15 protein-coding genes are annotated in these 17,262 nt (G+C 43.4%); 9 read left to right on the forward strand and 6 right to left on the reverse strand.

Going from position 1 to position 17,262, the window contains the following annotated elements; translation table 11 throughout:
• Positions 1 to 26: 26 nt before the first annotated feature.
• Complete coding sequence (locus OCU36_RS14110) at positions 27 to 1,103, reverse strand: threonine aldolase family protein (RefSeq protein WP_261840760.1); 1,077 nt, start codon at positions 1,101 to 1,103, stop codon at positions 27 to 29.
• 302 nt (positions 1,104 to 1,405) lie between these two features.
• Between OCU36_RS14110 and OCU36_RS14115 the strand changes: the two genes are divergently transcribed.
• The 4 genes from OCU36_RS14115 (at position 1,406) to OCU36_RS14130 (ending at position 5,567) form a co-directional block, all read left to right on the forward strand.
• A complete protein-coding gene (locus OCU36_RS14115) occupies positions 1,406 to 2,026 on the forward strand; it encodes an NAD(P)H-dependent oxidoreductase (protein WP_261840215.1) in 621 nt (206 codons plus the stop codon).
• Positions 2,023 to 3,951, forward strand: coding sequence for a monovalent cation:proton antiporter-2 (CPA2) family protein (locus OCU36_RS14120; protein WP_261840216.1), 1,929 nt, complete (start codon positions 2,023 to 2,025; stop codon positions 3,949 to 3,951). The genes OCU36_RS14115 and OCU36_RS14120 overlap by 4 nt, the downstream gene beginning before the upstream one ends.
• 144 nt (positions 3,952 to 4,095) lie before the next feature.
• On the forward strand, positions 4,096 to 4,986 hold the full coding sequence (locus OCU36_RS14125; RefSeq protein WP_261840217.1) for a LysR family transcriptional regulator: 891 nt from the start codon (positions 4,096 to 4,098) through the stop codon (positions 4,984 to 4,986).
• Between the two features lie 371 nt (positions 4,987 to 5,357).
• Entirely contained in the window at positions 5,358 to 5,567 is a 210-nt protein-coding gene (locus OCU36_RS14130; RefSeq protein ID WP_261840218.1) for a hypothetical protein, read from the forward strand.
• Positions 5,568 to 5,798: 231 nt separating this feature from the next.
• Here the strand turns inward: OCU36_RS14130 and OCU36_RS14135 are convergent, their stop codons facing one another.
• Complete coding sequence (locus tag OCU36_RS14135; protein WP_261840219.1) at positions 5,799 to 6,392, reverse strand: hypothetical protein; 594 nt, start codon at positions 6,390 to 6,392, stop codon at positions 5,799 to 5,801.
• Positions 6,393 to 6,840: 448 nt separating this feature from the next.
• On the opposite strand from OCU36_RS14135, the gene OCU36_RS14140 reads away from it, so the two are divergent.
• Positions 6,841 to 7,215, forward strand: coding sequence for a thiamine-phosphate diphosphorylase (locus OCU36_RS14140; RefSeq protein WP_261840761.1), 375 nt, complete (start codon positions 6,841 to 6,843; stop codon positions 7,213 to 7,215).
• A 347-nt stretch (positions 7,216 to 7,562) separates the two neighbouring features.
• On the forward strand, positions 7,563 to 9,506 hold the full coding sequence (locus tag OCU36_RS14145; protein WP_261840220.1) for a methyl-accepting chemotaxis protein: 1,944 nt from the start codon (positions 7,563 to 7,565) through the stop codon (positions 9,504 to 9,506).
• A gap of 158 nt (positions 9,507 to 9,664) precedes the next feature.
• Here the strand turns inward: OCU36_RS14145 and OCU36_RS14150 are convergent, their stop codons facing one another.
• A complete protein-coding gene (locus OCU36_RS14150; protein WP_261840221.1) occupies positions 9,665 to 10,183 on the reverse strand; it encodes an NUDIX hydrolase in 519 nt (172 codons plus the stop codon).
• A gap of 369 nt (positions 10,184 to 10,552) precedes the next feature.
• On the opposite strand from OCU36_RS14150, the gene OCU36_RS14155 reads away from it, so the two are divergent.
• Positions 10,553 to 10,807 (forward strand): putative hemolysin, encoded by a 255-nt coding sequence (locus OCU36_RS14155; RefSeq protein ID WP_261840222.1) that lies wholly within the window; start codon positions 10,553 to 10,555, stop codon positions 10,805 to 10,807.
• An 85-nt stretch (positions 10,808 to 10,892) separates the two neighbouring features.
• Here OCU36_RS14155 and OCU36_RS14160 read toward each other — a convergent pair whose 3' ends face one another.
• Positions 10,893 to 11,759, reverse strand: coding sequence for a YdcF family protein (locus OCU36_RS14160; RefSeq protein ID WP_261840223.1), 867 nt, complete (start codon positions 11,757 to 11,759; stop codon positions 10,893 to 10,895).
• A 323-nt stretch (positions 11,760 to 12,082) separates the two neighbouring features.
• On the opposite strand from OCU36_RS14160, the gene OCU36_RS14165 reads away from it, so the two are divergent.
• The gene (locus OCU36_RS14165) at positions 12,083 to 13,453 is read left to right on the forward strand and encodes an L-serine ammonia-lyase (RefSeq protein WP_261840224.1); all 1,371 of its coding nucleotides are present in this window, start codon (positions 12,083 to 12,085) and stop codon (positions 13,451 to 13,453) included.
• A gap of 416 nt (positions 13,454 to 13,869) precedes the next feature.
• Positions 13,870 to 15,348: a peptide MFS transporter gene (locus tag OCU36_RS14170; RefSeq protein ID WP_261840225.1), complete on the forward strand. Its 1,479-nt coding sequence runs from the start codon at positions 13,870 to 13,872 to the stop codon at positions 15,346 to 15,348.
• Positions 15,349 to 15,475: 127 nt separating this feature from the next.
• On the opposite strand, the gene OCU36_RS14175 is transcribed toward OCU36_RS14170, so the two are convergent.
• Positions 15,476 to 16,378 (reverse strand): EamA family transporter, encoded by a 903-nt coding sequence (locus OCU36_RS14175; protein ID WP_261840226.1) that lies wholly within the window; start codon positions 16,376 to 16,378, stop codon positions 15,476 to 15,478.
• A 141-nt stretch (positions 16,379 to 16,519) separates the two neighbouring features.
• Complete coding sequence (gene phnR, locus OCU36_RS14180; protein WP_261840762.1) at positions 16,520 to 17,224, reverse strand: phosphonate utilization transcriptional regulator PhnR; 705 nt, start codon at positions 17,222 to 17,224, stop codon at positions 16,520 to 16,522.
• Positions 17,225 to 17,262: the final 38 nt, after the last annotated feature.

Genomic DNA, 17,262 nt, shown 5'->3' on the forward strand with positions numbered 1-17,262 from the left:
CCGTAATCAAATTAACTCTTAGTTAATCAAATCAGCTCTTCGTTAATCAAATCAAGAATGTCGATCAGCTCATGATCCGGCAAATTCAGTAAGTTATCACCAACATACCATTCAATCTTACATTGGTTTGGCCATTCGCTGATCGCTGGGTTCCCGATCCAAATTTTATGCTTCTTGGCGATGTTATCCCTCACAATAATGCCGTCTTCGTAGCTCACCGGTAGATAAAGGTGAAGCATGTTAGCCTGCGGTTGTTGCGGGTTAACCGTGAACTGAGGGTAATCTTGTAATATTTGATAAACCTGTTTGGTGCGTTCATATAGCGCAGGCATCAGGTCTAATCGCTCATCAAATTGCATGGCCGCTGACACCACATAAGGCGTTCGATGATAGACATTGCCACCTTGACGCTTCATCCACGCCGATGCTTTTGCCACAAAGGCTTTATCGCCTAACAGTAACGAACCACCAAGGCCATTGAGACCTTTATACAGCGATACATAAGCAGTATCGAAACCGTTAGCTATCTCACGGTATGGCTTTTGATAATACGCAGCGCACTCCCACAAGCGCGCACCATCCATATGCAGATGAATGGATTGCGCTTTGCAGTAATGCTTAATCGTTTCTAGCTCTTCCCACTCAGGTAATTGCCCGCCAATTTCTCGCATCGGCAATTCATATAAAGCCGCTGCAATTTCATCGGGCCATGCTTTTAAGTCGTCGACATTCCAAGTTCGAAATGCATTTCCGACGGGCAACACGTTGAATCGATTTTGAAGCTGATACCCTTGGCGTTCATGACGCATGATATGACTCGACTCATGCATCGCCACTACTGGATTTCTTTTTTCTTGGCACGCGATCTGTAGGGCGGTTGCCTGGTTCATTGTACCTGTAATGACAAACACGGCAGCTTCATAGCCGAGCAAATCGGCAACTTTGGCTTCAAAGCTTTCTATAAACTCTCCATCACCATAACTATCATGGCTTATATTGTGCTTCTCACACCATTCTGCCATCTGAGAGAATGTTTGTGCTGGAGAGGGTTCTAAGTGACCAGAAAGCAACAAATTACATTGTTGACGCAAGTCCATGCTCATAGTTTTTCCTCTATTCATTGTCGTTCTATGTCGGGTGATTGCATTATTTATGTTCGTCCCCAACGGTGCCATAAAATACACTAATTCGCTTTTATTATTCGCGAACAATTAGTTTTACTCAGTCATAGACAGTGTGTGTCAGCTATGCACAAATTGGCGAGTGCTTTAGATAACGGATCACCAAAAATCGTATTGACTCCATAAATTAGTATGGGCTAATTCGTTGTTCTTTAACCATTCTTCTATTATTGTATATCGACAATCCCAATACGCATTGTTCGAGAATAAACAAAGAGGGCTGTATGTCGAAAAATCGAGTTTTGGTGCTATTCGCCCACCCAACTCAGCACCGTTCTGAAGCAAACAAACCCTTATTTGAACAAGCTCAGCGCATTGATGGAGTCACCTGTGTCGATCTCTACGCTGAATATCCAACCTTTAAAATCAACATTGACCGTGAACAGAGACGTCTATTGGATCATGACATCATCATTTTTCAGTTCCCTCTGTATTGGTATTCGACGCCGGCGATTCTTAAAGAGTGGCAAGATCTCGTTCTAGAATATGGCTTTGCCTACGGTGTTGATGGAAACAAACTGCAAGGTAAGAGCTTACTGTGTTGCATCACAGCAGGCGGTAAAAAAGAAGCTTACCAAAGCGATGGTTATAACCACTTCACTGTTCGAGAACTGCTTCACCCTTTAGAGCAAACCGCGTCCTTATGTGGAATGAATTACCTTGCTCCTTTTGCGCTTTTTGGCTCTCGGACGGCATTAGAAGAAAAACGTATTCAACAACATGTCGATAACTATAAGACGCTTTTACAAGCGTTAGTTGCAGACAGAATCAACATCAAAAAAGCCACTAAAGCAGAAAAATTAAACCACTATGTAGAACAATTAATGACTGAGATGAAACAATGACAGGATATTTTCTACAAGCATTTATCTATTTACTTGCGGCGGTCATCGCTGTACCGATCGCCAAAAGGCTTGGCCTTGGCTCGGTGCTTGGTTACCTCATAGCCGGCGTCGTGATTGGTCCAATCATCGGCTTGGTTGGTGACGAAACCACAACGATTCAACATTTCGCTGAATTTGGCGTAGTCATGATGCTATTTTTAGTCGGGCTTGAGCTTGAGCCTAAAATGCTGTGGGCGATGAGAAACCGCTTAGTTGGACTGGGTGGCCTTCAAGTTGGTGCAACAGCGGCAGTGGTTATGGGGATCGCATTAGTTTTTGGACAACCTTGGACGATCGCTCTTACTATTGGCTTGATCTTCGCTCTTTCATCTACCGCGATCGTTCTGCAAACTTTTAACGAAAAAGGGCTATCTAAGACAGAAGGGGGCAAAAATGCGTTCTCGGTCTTGCTGTTCCAAGATATCGCCGTGATTCCAATGCTCGCCTTCATTCCGTTGCTGGCTCTCCCTGAACTGGTGACTTTAGCAGAGAGCTCAGCTCAAGCCGCAGCACATCATGATGACTTAAGTTTGGTTGCAGGCTTACCAAGTTGGGCATACGGCCTAGTCATCACCGCCTCTATCGCGATTGTCGTTGTTGGTGGACATTATCTAAGTCGACCACTATTCCGTTTCGTTGCCAGTTCTGGCCTGCGTGAAATCTTTACAGCAACAGCACTGATGTTGGTTATTGGTATTGCAGCACTAATGAGCCTAGTCGGCTTATCGCCAGCATTAGGCACTTTCCTAGCCGGTGTTGTACTGGCTAACAGTGAATTCCGACATGAGCTGGAGTCCAACATTGATCCGTTCAAAGGCTTATTACTTGGACTGTTCTTTATTACCGTGGGTGCGGGTATCAACTTTGGGATACTGTTTAACGACTTTGCACTCATTCTTGCTTTGACATTGGGCGTGATGATACTTAAAGCACTGGTGCTGTTTACGCTGGCATTAATATTCAAGATCAAGAACAGCGATCGTTGGCTGTTTACATTGAGCTTGGCACAAGCCGGTGAGTTTGGTTTTGTGTTATTGAGTTTCTCCGCTCAAAACCACGTATTACCTGCTGATATCGTCCAGACCCTGTCGCTAGTTGTCGCGCTTTCAATGTTCCTAACACCCGGGTTATTCATTCTATTTGATAAAGTGATATTGCCTCGTTACCAACAAAAATCGAACGACCGCGAAGAAGATACCATCGACGAAAAAGGCACGGTCATTATTGCTGGCATTGGTCGATTCGGTCAAATCGTTAACCGCCTTTTGGTCTCGAATGACGTCAATACGGTGGTTCTGGATCATCAAGCAAACCAAGTTGACTTGCTGCGTTCCATCAATATTAAGTCTTACTTTGGTGACGCCACTCGTCATGACCTATTGCATACCGCTGGAATCGAAGAAGCGGCGATGCTTGTCATTGCCATCGATAACCCAGATTCAAGCGTTGAATTGGTTAAATACGTCAAACATACCTACCCTAAAGTAAAAATCTTAGCACGTGCATTCGACCGCGGTCATAGTTACCGATTAAAAGAAGCAGGGGCTGACTTTGTAGAATCAGAAACGTATCACTCAGCGCTTGAGATGGGGGCTGAAGCCTTACGTTCTTTAGGTCACCACCCCTTCTTCGTCGAACAACAAAAATCAACGTATCAACGTGTTGAAAGCCGCAAGTCTGAAAAACTTTACCAAGCTTGGTCTGAAGCTCAAGAGAACCCGCGCTACGACAACAATTATCGACAAATCTTCATTAATCTTGAAGAAGCAATGAAAGAAGATATGAAAAAAGACCGTTCAGATAAACATAGTCATTCTGAGCGTGGTTGGACACCACCACCGAAAGGCTACGCTGACAATTTGGACGATGAAGAGTCTCAACCGTAAAGCTCGAACGGGGCAATGACGGGCTAAATGAAGAACGTGTATACAATGAGCGCTACAGTGCATCAGATCTTAGGTAATACACGTTGAAATTATCATTACTTAATATAATAATAATTTTTTGTTATTTTCAGGTGAGAGATGAGTATGATTAACCCACTTTGGCTCAATACGTTTAAGACTCTGGTTGAAGTTGGTCATTTCACTCAAACTGCAGACAAGCTGTACATGACACAACCGGGTGTGAGCCAACACATCAAAAAACTTGAGCAAGCTTGCAACTGTGACCTGTTATCTCGGGAAAAAAAGAGTTTTGAATTGACTGAACAAGGTCGGATTGTCTATCGCTATGCACTTCAGTTAGCGAAAAACCAAGAAGACTTATTTGAGTCTCTAAGTTTTGATAACCCTTATGCAGGCCAATGTAACCTCTCCTGTTCTGGCTCTTTATCTTTACGACTTTATCCGAAGCTTCTTCAACTGCAACAGCAACATCGAGAATTAAGCATTCACCTCGAAGCGGCGCCAAACCAAAAGATATTGAATGACTTACTCCAAGGCAATACCGATATCGGCATTGTGAGGCACTCACCTAACGACAGCTACTACCAAAGCCAAGTCATAGGCCAAGAGAGTCTGCACCTTATCGTTCCCCACAATCTTGCAGATCTAGAGATAACACCAACGGTGTTAAACGACATTGGCCTCATTGCACACCCAGATTCGGCTCACTATCTGTCTTTATATTTTGACTTATGTGGGGATAAGGATCTTGCGAGTATCAACGTTAATGAGATACCAAAGTCTGGCTACATCAATCAACTTCACCAGATCTTACTGCCAGTATCAAAAGGGTTGGGCTTTACCGTGTTACCGGCTAGTGCGGTTGAACACTTTCCAGAAAGAGACAAACTGCACGTTGTGCCGCCCAAGGTTGAAGTTGAGGAGACCTTGTATTTGGTTCAGAAAAGAAATCAAAAACTGCCACACAGGTACGATGCGGTCATTGAGTTAATCAAACAAAACGTAAACAGCTAGGCCAAATCTCATATTAATTTAAAATGGACTTGCCATTTCAAAAAATACGCGTATCATCCACCAATTGGCTCTTGTTTAAAGAGCTGTTAATGCTAAAGTAAGTCCAAGTTCCACACAGACAGTTCTCGATTCCCTCGTTACACCCTCTCTGCGTCAGCTTTCACCTAGATAGTCATTCAATAGCTTTAAATTCGATCCTACTACCGTTCTATTCATCCTTTGCTTTCTTTTGAGCAAATTAAAAATAGATCGACAACTTAAATACAAATGTAATAAACACAAGGCACAATTATGTCACGCAGAACAACACGACAAACCCATTGGTACCAACTATCACGCGAAAAAAACGTTAATAAACTAAAAGGTAATAAATGCTCAAAATCAAAATAGACTTATACCGAGAAGAAGTTTCATGGGTCACCGAGATTCGACAGCTCAATAGCGATATACTTCACCGCCACATATTGCCCAAGCTACACCACCACAGTTATCTCATCGACTTTGAATTTAATGAACGAGAAAGCATCGGAACTATCGTTTCAGGCAACGGAAACACCCTAGGACATTTCACACTCCTATAGCATTTTCCAAAGGCGACAGAAAGCAACACCGCCTAGTCCCAAAGATGTAAAAGATGTCACCCTCAATTCGCTCTAGCAGAACAAAATAGAGTAGAAGTAAAACCGATCAGAAACCTAGCCCTTTTTGCATTTCACACGCGGCTAACGCTAGCTAGGTTATCGTACTTCTATTGAAACCAACTTATATCGAACTCTGAATTACCAATGAGTCATTATCAGTGCATTCATGGACTAATAAGTTAACGGCATCGACCTTAACTTCTGATCAAGAGTATATAAGTGTTCTGCAGCTTGCATGTGTTGAGGGTAATCATTGAATTTCTCACGATTCTCCTCATTCATCTTACATGTCTCATCCACCAGCATTAACGTCCAATACAGCTTTGTTGTATGCAGCATCGCCAATAACGGTTTGAACACCTCTTTCTCATAAGCTTGAATCAATTCTTCAATTAACTCGTCACGTTGGTCTTCGCTTGCGATTGAACCCTCGGTTGCCGACAACACTTTTTGATACTTGAGGTTTTGTTGCAGCTTATCCATGATCGTTTGGTTATCTTTCGCTAGCTCAACAAGTTTTGACTTAATGATGTTCACCCAGTGAGCTTGGCTTAGTACGACATCGTTAACACTGGTAAAATCTTCTCGTATCTGTCGTTCCACATCTTTTTGAGCTTTCTTTAAAACGCCACGCACTTTTTGGAAAGGCAGCTGATATTCCTTACTTAGCTCGATAATCAGTTTATGAAAACCACCATTTGGCAGGTGTAAGTTCTCCTTGAACGTCGCCATTGCAGCTTCTTGCTGTTGTGTAAGGTTGGTCATTCTGTTTCCTATTCTTTATCACTTATGGTGCTGAGCCCGCGATCATACCATTGTTGGTCATAATCGTTAGATATCTTCATCCAGACACCTTGGTCTTGGATTCGTCAGCACTACCTTATTTCTGCTCATCTTACCGATAAATATCTTTGTCGTGTGGATAAAACACCCTAGTTGATGTCCCAAAGTGACATCACTACTATGCGAACCCAAAGGGTTGGTCACCTCAAGTTGAGCGCTGTGAAGAAAAAACAGCAACAAAAAATGAATAAGCCGCAGCCGTTCTTTGACATGACAAACCAAACTTCAAATCTCCGATGTAAGTGACACCGGTATGTTGTCGTTTATTTCAGTTTTAAATAGATCACTTTTTGAACATCGATTCGCACCAGTTTATGAGCCCTCTTTGAGCGCTTTTCTATATCTAAATAAACCTGTTGGAAAATTTGTCGTGAACGTATTAAGAAATATTTGCCCTGATCGATTAGGGAAAGAGCGTAACAAACGAGAGTATGATTTACGCGTGCTTAATTGTGTGAGTGAAAGCGAATATGAATCGCGAATGGCAGTATGGAATAGCCTAACTTTAGGTGCTAATTCATCTGCTTCGGAAACAAAAGCCTTTATTGATGAGGTTTTTAAAAAACTACAACGAGACCTCAAAGATACTGATCGTGAATTATCGATTAACGCCGCTGAGTTTATTGCAACAGCACATGAGGAAATCAATTATATCAAGGTTTTCGTAGCCGATAAAACGTCACAATATGGCTGGTACGCGACGATCGTTTTAATGATCATCGGTATTTTTGCATTGTGTATCTAACACAACCCGTCTATGTATAAACGGTAACAAAATCCACACGATTCTCGCGAGACGTTTCGGCTTTAAGCCAGGCGGCTCGCGTTTTTGTATCAACTCAGCGCTGGAGTCTGTCCGTTAGCAATCTAGATTCAGGGTTTGTTTAACTCACTTCTTATGTACGAACATAAGTGCTTACTCCTACCAATGACAATGACAAACTTAAATACAGCACTCACCAAAGAACAAAAAAGCAACACCTCCCCAACCAAAGCGTTACTTATCACACAAACCATTCACTTAATTCTGCCTGAAATACTATTTTATGAAATACTCAGCAGCGAAGGAATCAGGTCAATATAGGGATAGTTATGCGCCACCTTTCTATAGCACGCAAGATTAAGCTAGGTTATGCCATCTGCTTGCTCTTTTTCGTCATTTCCGGCGTTGTGAGTTACAAAGGCATCCAAACCTTGTCGCAAGGCTTTAGTCAATACAGTGAACTTAGCCATGAAACGACACTATCAGGTAACATCCAAGTGCACTTTCTTCAGATGCGTTTAGCCTCTGAACGTTATATAGACTCATTGGATAAGCAATATGAAACGAATTATCAAGCAAGTAAACTCGCCATTGATGATCTGTTGAACCAGCTTCTCCAAACCTCCACCAAAAATGATAGCTTATCGAGCCTACAGTTAGTGCAAGACAGTGTTGAAGCCTTCGATGCGGCTTATAGCTCTATGAAACAGAGTCAGTTACTCATCGACAAACTCGTGAACGTCGATATGGTCCAAAGAGAAACCAACGCACTCAAAGCCGCTCAGAGCTTATTGTATGAGTCTTACAACAACAATGACCCAAATGCGAGCTTGTACGCGGGCATGCTGATGGAGAATTTTCTCCTCGCCAAAATCACCGTGTTAAATTACTCAAATAACAACAATCTTAAAACTTATGAAGCCGGTAAAAATATCTTTGAATATGCATTACCAGGTATTGAGAGTGACATTGAGTCTCTTCAATCCTCCCCTTATCAAAGTGAACTGATTAAAGACTTTTCTAACCAACGCGAAGCGTATGAAAAAGGCTTTGAACTCGTTCATCAACAGATGATTGAGAACACCCAAAGAGAAGCAACCCTTGTCTCAATTGGCAACAGCTTAGCCATCGCGGTAGCGGATGCCCAGAGTATTCTTGAACAACAGAAACAAGCACTCACGCCAAAACTGCAAGCCAGCAAAAAACGCTCCATTCAAATCATCATCTTGCTGACTGGTGTGGCTTTGATCATTGGTATGACGAGTGCGGTTTTGGTGACTCGATCGATAACCAAAGGCATCGATCAGGTTAAACGGATCACTAACGAACTTTCTCAGGGTAACCTGAACGTTGAAGTGAACATCGAGAGTAAAAATGAGATTGGCGAATTGCTGACCAACATGGCCATCACCATTGAGTCTCTGCGAGATATCGTTGGGCAAGTAAACCACTCTAGTGTACGGATTGGCGAGATGTCAGAGTCGCTCAATCAAGTCACCAACACCAGCTCGACCAACGCAACACAATTGAACAATGAAATGAACAATATTTCATCCGCCGTTGATCAACTCGCGTCAAGCACCTCAGAAATTGCCACCAGTGCTAACCATGCATCTCAAGTGGCAAACCAAGCAACTGAGAATGTGGCAATGGGATTAAAAGAAGTAGACAAAACCCTGCACGAAATTGGCAGTGCCGATGAAAGCATGCAGGTCAGCAGTCAAAAAGTGACCAACCTACACAAAGAGTCAATAAACATTGGTGCCATTCTTGAAGTTATCAAAGGCGTTTCTGAACAGACCAACCTATTGGCATTGAACGCAGCCATAGAAGCCGCTCGTGCGGGTGAGCAGGGCCGTGGATTTGCCGTAGTAGCCGATGAAGTGAGAACTCTAGCGAAGCGCACCCAAGATTCTGCAAGCCAGATTGATGAACTGATCACCTCACTGCAACGTGGTGCTAAAGACGCATTAGAGTCTATCAAAGCGAGTCACAGCACGGTTTCCGATGCTTCGACTCAGGCGCAACAAGCTTCTCAAAACTTACATGTGATTAATCAACATATTCAAGATTTGAATCAGGCCAACAGCCAAATTGCGGCTTCAGTTGATGAACAAGATTGCCTAACTAAGTCATTGGGTGAGAATGCGCAGGGTGCCAACACCATAGCACAGAGTAATCAAGAATCGGTTAGCAGCATTTCAGGTGCGGCGAACGACTTAACTGAAGTTGCTCACCACTTGGAGCGTCAAGTGAATCGATTTAGAACCTAACTTATTTGCAACATCGCTTATGTGAGAAATCGCTTATTTAAGACAAAGAAAAGGCTTCTACCTCATAAAAAATGCCCTCCAATCGTTGGGGGGCATTTCGTTTTATTCGTTATGTTTTTTTAATTTGACGGTTGAATATCAAGCATAAACTAGGGGTTTTAAAGCATTTCTTTGGCTATCAAATGCAGCAGAAACGTTTCCCGCTCAATGCTCATGCCCTTTTTCGGGCTCTCAGCCATGGTCTTCTCGTTATGAGCAATGGCGTCATGAATGTTAATCCACACAGGTTTCATTCCGTTTTTTATTTCATAGTCTTCATAAGCCGTTTCCCCCAGCTCGCGGTCAATCTTGCATGAGTAGCAATAAGAAATCATGTGCATGATATCCGCATCATCTTTATACCAAGGGCGAAACTCTTCAATAATACCGAACGGTTTAATGCTGTGGATATTCTTTGCACCCGTCTCTTCTTCCAGTTCACGAACCATACCGGCAATGACGTCTTCACCCTCATCTAGCCCACCACCAGGGATGGTGTAGTCGTGATAACGCTCGGTATAAAGCATCAAGATGTTCTCACCATCTAACACAATCGCACGGGCAGCATTGCGCTTGTATACCGTTTTATTGTCTAAGTGTTCGATCTCTGGGTGGATAGTCGTTTTTAGATGTCTCATGATTCCAACTGCTCAACTGAATTTGGCGGCATCATATCATAACTATCCATAGTTTCGAGGTTCACAACCCCACACAAGCACACATAATCTTGTTATTTCGCCACAGCTAACTCAGCGCTATTGATCTAAAACACCCCACACACAATCCTCCCTCAAACGAAGATAATCCAGCGACATTTCACCTAAGTTAACATGAGCTAACACTCAAAAAACCGTTAAACGTAGGGAAATAGCAGCGTATTTCAATATCTTGACCAAATCGAACTAACCTTTTCTGAAATCTAAAATATACTCGTTTCATAGGGCTTCTAATCTGGTTCTGTAGAAGTTAGCACATTCACTTGTAAAGTTATTACGTAGGAGATAAACATGAAGAATATTGGTTTAATAACAGTATTTGCCATTGTACTAGGCGGCTGTGCGAACAACTATGCAGAATATAGCGAAGGCCAACGAGTTTCAGTTTCTAATCCAGCGGCAATCTATTGCGTTCAGCAAAATGGCGAGTTGAACACGGTTACTGAAAACAATCAACGCACAACTTACTGTGTATTCGACGATGGTGAACGCATTGAACAATGGGAGTACTACCGTAACCACCACGAACAACAAACTGAAAATTAGTCACTTACGTTAAAACGTCCGTCGTCATGACTATAAAGCCCCTCACTGCAAAGGATTGTTGCGGAAAATGAAACGGAATAAATGTCTAGCGCCACCAGCGCTGTGTGCGATCTGATTCCGGGTCTAAATAACGATTCAATAGAGTCAGGTTTGTATCGAGTAATGCTAGATACTCCCTGACTTTTTTTATATCGGCACTGGCTGAGGTTTGCTGGATGCAGCGATCCAATACTGGAAGTAAGCTGTCCATGAGAACAAAGTTAGATGAACCTCTTACTAATTCCTTCGCGATGTTCAACGCGTCTAAAGACAATTGCTCCGGTTTTTGTCTTACCGACTCTAAATCTCGTTCAAAGGCCCCCGTAGAGACCCCTTCTAGATACACTCGATAGGTCGTCAGAGCGTCCACCAACAAAAACAGTTCTCCTTGGGTGCTTTGATAAGGGTATGGCACCGCAACATGAGCATCTAAGTGACGCTTTATCTGTAAATTCACCCCAAGCGCCGAACACTTCTCGACGAGAACTTTGAGCAAACCTTGCTCATCCATTAGCGATTGAATCTCGAATATACGTTGCAAATGGTAGTCATGCGAAATGAAGGTCACCTTGACACTTTGTCCACGAACAAACAACCCACTCTCAATCATCTCTGACGCTAGATTCTGGATATTCTCTAGCGTATTGGTCGAAAGCTGCTCGAGTAAAATCGCCCCTAGTGGAAACGGATGTGCACGCTGATTTTCAAGCTGTCTAAAATATTGGTGCATAGCATCGGCTTCCGAAATCGTTTGGCCTTTAGTCACTCCACCACAAAATGCAACCGCCGTTTGCTTATTGGACTCCGCCGTCAGATATTCAACCAAAGCATCAACTCGGCCGATCCCTTCAGCAGTCAATTTATTTCCATTGAGCCGCTTACCTAGCACAATAAGGAGGTGATGAATGCTCATTTAATGTTCAAGTCTCGTTTTTATAATTAGATGAAGTGAATTATGTATACAATACTTATTAACAAAAGTATTTTGAAAATCTCACACGTTGCTCGCAATAAGTTCACGGTTGAGAGCAACATCATAAGCCATGCAAGAATAAATGTGCCGCTGTCACGTAAAATAGCACGATCTTGGGTTTCATCGCTCTGCGCTTGTTAACGTTAATCACAGTCAAGAGCGCGAAGATCAATCAAGAACCCTTTACTCGAAAAAAGTGAAACGAACACCATACCAATTTTACACAGAGTTCGTTCATCGAACCGTCTTCACAGGAAGTTACTATGCTGTCTATTTTTGACATTTACAAAATCGGGGTCGGGCCTTCGAGCTCCCATACCAATGGGCCAATGATTGCTGGGTTCAATTTCACCCAAAAGATTGACTCTATACTTAGCCAAGTCACCCGAATTCAAATCGATTTATACGGTTCACTGTCATTAACGGGGATTGGTCACCACACAGATCGTGCCACCCTATTAGGCCTGCTTGGCAATCGCCCTGACACGATAAAAATAACCAGCGCCAATGAAGCTATGCGTAAAGCAATTGAAGAAAAATCGTTGATGGTTAGTGGTCGTCACGCCATTCATTTTGATGTAGAAAGCGATTTACTCTTTCACAAAAGCAACCTCCCGCTTCATGAAAACGGCATGACAATATCAGCCTTTGATGCCACTGGCTGCCTTCTTGAAATGGAAACCTATTACTCCATCGGTGGTGGGTTCATTGCCACCACTGAAGAACTGCAACACGGGAAACAGGAATCAAAAACACAAGTTGAATTCCCTTTCTCTTCTGCCGATAAACTGCTGGAGCTCGCTGACCAAAATGGCCTTAGCCTTGGTGGCTTAATCCTGCGCAATGAAGTGTCATTCCAAGGTATGGATGTGATTGACCAAAAAGCAGACCAAATCTGGAAAGTGATGTCATTATGCATGCAACGTGGTTTTGATACTGAAGGCATACTCGATGGTGGTTTAGAAGTGACACGTCGAGCACCGGCCCTTCTTAAAAAGCTTGAAGCCAATGCGTCGATTGAAAACGATCCCATGGAAATTATGGACTGGATTAACCTATTTGCCTTTGCGGTCAGTGAAGAGAATGCGGCTGGTGGTCAGGTTGTCACCTCACCAACTAACGGTGCGGCTGGCGTTATTCCTGCTGTACTCATGTACTATCACCGCTTCATCAAAGAGCTGAACACCAAGCAGCTTAAAGACTTTTTAGCCGTATCAGGCGCCATCGGTATCCTATACAAAACCAATGCTTCGATTTCAGGCGCAGAGGTGGGCTGTCAGGGTGAAGTCGGCGTATCTTCATCAATGGCAGCGGCCGGCTTAACGGCATTACGCGGTGGCAGCAACGAGCAAATCTGTATTGCAGCAGAAATCGCAATGGAGCATTCACTCGGGATGACATGCGACCCTATCGGAGGGCTTGTTCAGGTACCTTGCATTGAACGTAATGCCATGGGCGCAATGAAAGCGATCAACGCATCACGCATGGCGCTAAAACGCACCAGCAAATGCCTGATATCGTTAGATAAAGTTATCGCAACCATGTACCAAACTGGTAAAGACATGAATAAGAAGTACCGTGAGACCTCTTTAGGTGGCTTAGCCGTGATCCACATGGCACCACCCTGTGAGTAACCTCAATACAATGAAAAAATCGAAACGAAGTCTTCACTCTGGACACCTTGTTTGAAACTGAATGTTTCCCCTACCCAAGCCAGCTGCCAAGCTGGCTTTTTATTGGTTTAAAGCCAGAAGCGAGTGGTATTAGAACTAATCTAAGCCATTCACAACACAGACTTTAAATATTTTCCCATTGTTATTCAACAGCTTACACCGAACCCCGCTAACAATAGAATCACAATCAAATACATATCGATAATGGAATCTAAGATTCTACATTTCACGCATGAAAAATATGAATCTTCAGATAAGAAAAAATCATAGCGAATAAAGTACTGATCATGGCTCATGCTTCATTCTATGTTTCGCTATCAATGATAGAATAATTGAGTAATTACACTAACATTTAACATACATATGAGAATAAAATAATGTGGAATAGATTAAACAAATCAATGATGTTCTGCCAGATGATGTTTGGACTTTCGTTCTATGGCGTCATGGTAATCTTGACTCGTTTCTTCCTTGAAGACCTCAACTATAATGAAGCCGATACCATGATGGTTGTTGGTGCTTTCTCTGCCATCGGGCCGCTATTTGCTATCGCTGGTGGCTTCATCGCCGACAAATTCTTAGGCGCATACCGCTCTTTAACTATTGCCTTTCTAGGGTTCGCAAGTGGTTATGTGTTACTGGTACTCGGTGCAGCAGCAACCAATATACCAATGGCATTGTGCGGAATCGCTCTAGCAAGCTATGCACGTGGTTTGATGTCCCCTTCTTACCCAAGTCTTTATAAGCGCACGTTCAAAACTCAAGAAGATTTCGAAAACTGCTACCCTATCAACTACTCCGTCAACAACATTGGTGCGCTTTTGGGCCAATATTTATTCCCTATGCTGGTACTTGTTGTTGGTTTTCAAGGCGGCTTCCTACTTTCAGCAGCTCTAGCTGGTGCCGCACTTCTGATGATGATTATTGCTCGTAAAGGCCTTGTCAACGCCAGTGCTGAAATCGATCAACAACCAGTAAGCACAAAAAACTGGGCGGCGTTCCTTGTTATTTCTGCAGCAATGATTGGCTTAGTGTTCTTCATGTTTTCTAACATGGATATCGGCCAAAACATCGTCTATGCCATTGGTGGTGCAGCCATTGTCTACTTTATCTCTTTGATGATTAAATCAAAGAAATCAGACATGCTGAAAATGGGCACAATATTAATCATCACATTCCTAACCACCTGTTTCTTTGTGTACTACGGTCAAATGATGACATCGATGACCATGGTAGCGATCAATACTATGCGTGGTGACCTACTTGGCTTCATCCCTGTCGCTCCAGAAGCCTCAATGGCAATGAACCCACTGTGGTGTATGGTTGCAGGCCCTATCATTACCGCTATTTTCTCAAACCTAGAAAAGAAAAATATTCACTTCTCGACTGCAACTAAAGTAGGGTTCTCGTTCATTCTAACGGCTATCGCTTTCGGTATCCTGACCATGGCTGTGACGACCGTTGGTGAAGATGTTCTAATCCGCCCTGAAGTATTCCTGGCAATCCATTTCTTCCTAGCATTTGGTGAAGTTATTGTTGGCTCTATGGTGGTGGCGTTCATTCTGTCTGTGGCCCCTAAGCATATTGAGAACTTCTCAGTAAGTTTGTTCTCTGTTGCGATAGCACTATCAGGTATTGTTGGTGCGGTGTTCTCAACATCCATTGCACTGGAAAAAGGTCAAGAGATCACACAAGAGATCGTACAAACCGTTTACGGCGATTACTTTCAAATGCTAACCGTTTTAGCGGTCGTGATGGTGGGCATCGCAATGGTAGCATCGTTCATCATTCGTAAGATGCTAGAAGCTGCGAAAGTCGCAGAAGAAACCATTGAACTAGAACAAGTAAACAGCTAATTTTACCCACGTTAAACCGCTCTAATCGATCAAGCCCTTTCGTTTACTAAAGGGCTTTTTTTATCCAATAGCAAAGTCCTTTAACGTACTTCTGCATCACGCCGACACCATGAGTCAAGAAGCGATTTTAGAACAGAGAAGTAACCAAACCAGCGATAATCAGAACGACACCGACACCGCGAGTCGCGTGCCACTTTTCCTTTAACAAGCAGATCCCCATCACTACACCAAAAATGATACTCACTTGCCGAAGTGCAACAACCAAGCTGACGTTCTCTGTCATGGTCATCGCAAACAACACTAAGCCATAGGTCGAAGCCATCATGATGCCAGCAAGTGTTGCTCTTTTACGTAGTAACCAAGCGTTATGAAATTCTATTCTTTGATTCGACACGAGCAACCACAGGCTCAGTGGAAGCACAATTGCCCAGAACTGGATACCTAGGTAGAAAATCGCGGTGTGTTTATTGGTAATGCTAGGCGTGCTTAAAGGCTCTAATAATAGAAGCGCCTCTTTATCAATAATGGAGTAGCCCGTAGTACCAATGGCGGCGATTAATGCCCACAGTACGCCAAGATTCAGATAGGCCTTGAGCCTTAATTCAGAAAACTGCTTAAGCGGGACAAACAGACAACCCAATGTGATCAGTGCAAATCCAAGCCATTGATTGATTGATAATTCATACCCTATTAACACCGTACCTAAACCCACCATCAACACGGGCAATGCTCGGGCCATTGGGTAAATCACACCAATATCGGCCTGCTTGTAAGCCATACCTAAGCCGATTAAATAGATGATTTGGCAGATTCCACTTAAAAGAAGTAGCTGCCAGAATGGAACTGTGATGTTTGCAAAGCCGACACTGTAGACGTACCAAATCAAATAGGGAGTCAACATCGCGGCAGCGGCAAAGCCAGAAGCAAGGAAAAAAGACGACCCCGATCCTTGATGAGATTTACCCAGAACATTCCACCCCGCATGAAGCAGAGCCGAAATTATCACGATAACGATGGCAGAAAATTCCATTTCATTCCTAACTGATTAACTGACTTTTAAAAGCCGTCGCTGAAAACGGGTGATAAAAAAGGCCTCCAGATAAGAGACCTTTGATCGATTCAATTGGGTAAGCCCACAAAGTTACAGGTATGTAAGCGTTCTAACGTATGACTAGCGCTCTAGCTGCGCGATTGACTCAATACTGATCGCGTCATGACGCCAATACTCAATATCACAATCAATCAGATCGCCGTTTTGGTTGTAGTTCACACGCTCTACGACCATTGCAGGAGAGCCAGAAGTCGCACGCAGAGCTTGTGCTGTTTCGCCAAGCAAAGACGTTGTGCTCACTCGGTAACGGATCTTCTGATACACTACACCAAAGTGCTCGCGGTAGATGTCCGTCAACGATTGAGACAAGTCATAATCAAGCAAGTTAGGGAACAACTCAGGTCGAATGTAGTTAGTCACATACACAACGGGCCTGTCTTCAAGGTAACGAACTCTGTCAACTCGATAAACATCCGAAAAAGGTTGCAGCTCAAGAAGCCTAGTTGCTTCCTTGGTTGCTAACATGCCTTTCGCCGCCACCAACTCTGTTTTCGGCTTACGATTCTGCGATAAAGCCATGTTGGTGAAGTTCAATGTTTGTGTTGGATCGTAGCGCAGTGGCGCAGGCGAGATAAACCAACCACGTCGGTCTTCTCGATAAATGCGCCCTTCCGCTTCAAGTGAAGATAAGGCTTCACGTAAGGTAACTCGAGTCGTATCAAACGATTCAGCCAGCTTACGTTCCGCAGGCAGCTTCTGTCGTGGTGTTAGCATCCCCGACTCTATCTGCTCTACGATGACATCTTTGATTTTTACGTACTGCACTTCATTTCCTTTCATTCTTGTTCTTGTCGTCAGCCACT

Origin of the sequence: Vibrio artabrorum, assembly GCF_024347295.1 — a bacterium.
GTDB classification, from domain to species: domain Bacteria; phylum Pseudomonadota; class Gammaproteobacteria; order Enterobacterales; family Vibrionaceae; genus Vibrio; species Vibrio artabrorum.